Here is a 3,640-nt window from a genome sequence, read left to right on the forward strand (position 1 = left end):
CGGACTAATCAACATCCTTTTCGCTTGATTTTTCGCTTTCATTTGGTTATATTTGGCTTTTAATATTTTAGCATTTTAAGGAAAAGTATGAAAAAAGAAGAACTTGTGGAAACAACTGAACCAATCTCAAATACGGTAGAAGTTGCAGCGCCGAAAAGCGTCGCCGTTTCAGCGAGTCAGTCGCCGGACGGTTATTCTCTCGAAGTACGCCGAAAGCTCGAAGAAATAGTGGAGGCGGCGCAGTTGGAAATCACCTATCCGCTCTCCCGATACGACCGCAGCGACAGATTGAATCTGGAACTCGTCGGTGTCTGCCCTGATGAAAAAGCGCGTGCAATTTTTGAGGTGGACAAATTCGTCGGAGGCGGTTTTGCGGGACAGGTTTATCGCGTTAAATTGGTTGAGATAGACGGCAGTCAAACTAAATCATTTGACGGATTGCAAGTTGGGGAGCTCTATGCCATCAAAATTCTCGTTCCGCCGTCAGGGTTTGCCCTTGCTTTTCGCAATTTCATTTACTGGCTCGGGTTTCAGGGCTCGTTTGCTGCGCAGACTCAATTTGCCGCAGCGCGAGCTGGCGTTCTTTGGCAAAAATTAATCCGCCGCGGCGCGAAAGTGAATTTTGGCGATGAACTGAGCGTCGTGGACACCTACGCGACTTTTTTCGACAACAATATCGGCAGCTACGGTGAAGTGAACGAATGGGTTGAAGGCAGGAATTGGAATTTTGAGATCGACGAGGAAATTTTCAAAAGAAAAAAATGGAAAAAGTTAGACGTGCTGCCTACTGACGGCTCCGTGAAATCATTTGAGTATCTGGAAAAAAGAAAATTCATGAAGCAGTTTGTGGCGTTGCTTCACGAAATCGGCGCTCCGGAATTCGCGCGGCAGTACGAATGGTGGACGATGAAAAGCCAGCCCAATGCATTGAAACGAATTAGCGCCGGGAGAAATGGCGCCGGGGGGATTACGGCAATCGACTTTCGCGCCGGTCTGGCATTGCTGCCTTTTTTGCCCATGAGCCCGGGCGACGTTAAATTGATTCTTTCTGGCTTGTTCCATGGACGAATTGTCCAGTTTGACAGGGGGGATTTGAAAAAATTAGAAGAATTCATCGCAGCTCATGCTGACGAATTTTCTGATTTGATGCCGGCGTTTGAGGAGTTGAAGGTCAGAGAAAAAGAATATCGCGAATCGCAGCCCGATCTCACGCGCCAGGGCCTCAAACTGATTCTCAAAAGGTCGCTGCGCAAATCGGTGAAAAAAGGCCTCGTCCGCGGCTGGCTCACACGAGAAATCATTGACCGGGAACATGCCGACAAACTGGAAAAATCCGGCTTGAAATTTCTGCTGTTTTATCTGATTAGTATTTTTCCGTTTCTGGGAAGATTTATTCGCCGCTTCTGGGGCAATCGTCGCTATCGTCAGCACATCAAAAATATTTTTTTCCGGAAAGCCTATTTGCGACGCACTGTGAAAGCGAAGGCGGCGCATGCGTTAATCGACTGGTATCGCGACGGAAGAGTCACCGAAGGAAGGGCATTCAGGCTAACGCATCGGCTTTTTTCCTTCTGGCTGCAAAAATTCTTTTTTAGCTGGCTGCCGCCGACGTGGCATCGCTTTTTGACTGACCGGACTTATGCGTGGAGTTCATTCAAATACGGAGTTACTTACCCGCTGCGGTTTTACCGCGACGCTGCCTTTCGTGAAACCTGGCTCTTGCAAAATGTGGAAGCGGGGTACAAGCAAGGCATGTTGACGGAAGAGGAGGCGGAACACATTCGTCGGAACATAAAGAACCCGTTCATTCAGAAATATTTGAAATCCGTGGCGGTTCATGTGGCGACCTTGCCGGTGACTCAGGTAATTTCTGTTGCGGCGGCTTTGTACGCCATGATTGCGATGGGTCAGACCTGGCAGGAGGGAATGATGTATGCCGGCGCTATTTTAGCGGTGTTTCAGGCGACGCCAATTTCTCCGGGTTCGATAGTGCGCGGGAGCTATGTTTTGTACCTCATGGTCAAAGAGCGCGATGTCAAAAATTATTGGGTCGCGGCAATGATTTCTTTCTGGCATTACGTGGGCTATCTTGGTTTTCCCATTCAGATGGTGGCGAAATTTCCCGCTCTGTCGCGTTTGATGGCGGGTCGCTGGGCAACAAACATCGTGCACATCATTCCTGTCTTTGGCGAGCGCGGGGCGCTGCTGGAACATTGGATTTTTGACCTCTTTTTCAATGTTCCGATTTCTTTGCGGAAGATTTTTAAAAGGAAAAAATAATGTAACCGATCATGGGGGGTAACCCATGATAAGTTAGTTTTTGTTTTTTGAATGTCAATTTCGCTTAAAAGTGTACTGCTTGTTTGAAATAGTGGTAGTTGACCCAATTGGATGTCCAATAGAAACATCTGGGGATGACGATACTTCAAAAATTATCATTTTAAAAAATTGTTGGATAACAAGATAATATTAGAAAAAAATATAAAAGTTGATTTGCAACACATTTTTAAAATTCTATGTCTAATGGAGTGGGTTAATGTTGCCAATTTTTTCATTAACTTAAATTGTAATATCTTAAAATTATTCCCATTCTCCCACCAACACAAACGGAGCCCATAAAAACGGATTAGCAAAAGAAAGTCTCTGACCGTTCTTAAATCTACCGGCCGTTTTTATCATTTTCAATTTTGCTTGCTGCAAGCTTTGAGATTTGCTCATGCCTGATTTCAAATTGAGATAAAAATATTTCATTAAATCAGCAGTGGATTCAGAAACGCTCCACAAGCTCACCAACACTGAAGATGCCCCGGCGTACATGAAAGCGTGAGTCAAACCAATAATTCCCTCGCCCCGGCTTAATTTACCTAACCCAGTTTCGCAGGCGCTTAAGTTAACCAGGCCAGCATTGAGCTTTAAATTAAAAACTTCGTAAGTATTTAAAAAACCGTCTTCGCTAGGATCGTTGTCCTGGGCAAATACAATTCGAGAATACATAGGCTGAGTTTCATCAACAATGCAGTGCGTGGCAAGATGAATAATTGAATACTTGCTGGCTTCCTGCTTGAACGTTTCCTCTTTGGCATCCTGCTCCAGATAGTAAACCGATGGCTGAATTATTTTGACGATAGATTTAATTTCCTGCTCTGTTTTTGGCAACGGGCTAAAAATCAAACCCCGACTGGAGCGGAACAACAAACTAAATAAATCACTCCCCTGATCTCCATTCTTTTGTATCGCCATTTCAGTTGCCCTGCCAAAATCAGGATTTCCAAATGCCAGTAATCGTTCATTTTCTGGACGCTGTCGTCGCTCTAATAAATCAGGCTCAAGAACAGTCGCTGAAGGCGCGTAGCTCATGCTGTATTGCTCGACTAAAAAATGACCATTTTGATAATGAGAAAAAATTATTTTCCTGTCAAATTTCTTCTTCTCAATTTGAGTTACCAATACTTCAAACGGTAGATAGTACAATACATCATCAGGAATAATAATAAGCTGCTTGTTGTTTTTTAAGTACGGTTTAATCGGTTTAAAAATTGTGTCATACAATTTTTGTGCAAGTTTAAGATCAAAATAGATGTCGGCAAAATTTTTGATCCGCCCTTCTTTGACATCTTTGAAAGGCTGAAGCAGTTGGTGA

The 3,640-nt window shown here is 44.3% G+C and carries 2 protein-coding genes; one reads left to right on the forward strand and one right to left on the reverse strand.

What is annotated here, in order from left to right; genetic code table 11:
- Window positions 1-87: 87 nt before the first annotated feature.
- Window positions 88-2,280, forward strand: a complete 2,193-nt coding sequence (locus GXO74_01095) for a hypothetical protein (protein ID NOZ60254.1) — start codon at window positions 88-90, stop codon at window positions 2,278-2,280.
- Window positions 2,281-2,580: 300 nt separating this feature from the next.
- On the opposite strand, the gene GXO74_01100 is transcribed toward GXO74_01095, so the two are convergent.
- Window positions 2,581-3,640 (reverse strand): CHAT domain-containing protein (locus GXO74_01100; protein NOZ60255.1); only part of this gene is annotated, 1,060 nt, incomplete at its 5' end.

It is taken from the genome of Calditrichota bacterium, from assembly GCA_013152715.1.
GTDB lineage: Bacteria > Zhuqueibacterota > Zhuqueibacteria > Thermofontimicrobiales > Thermofontimicrobiaceae > 4484-87.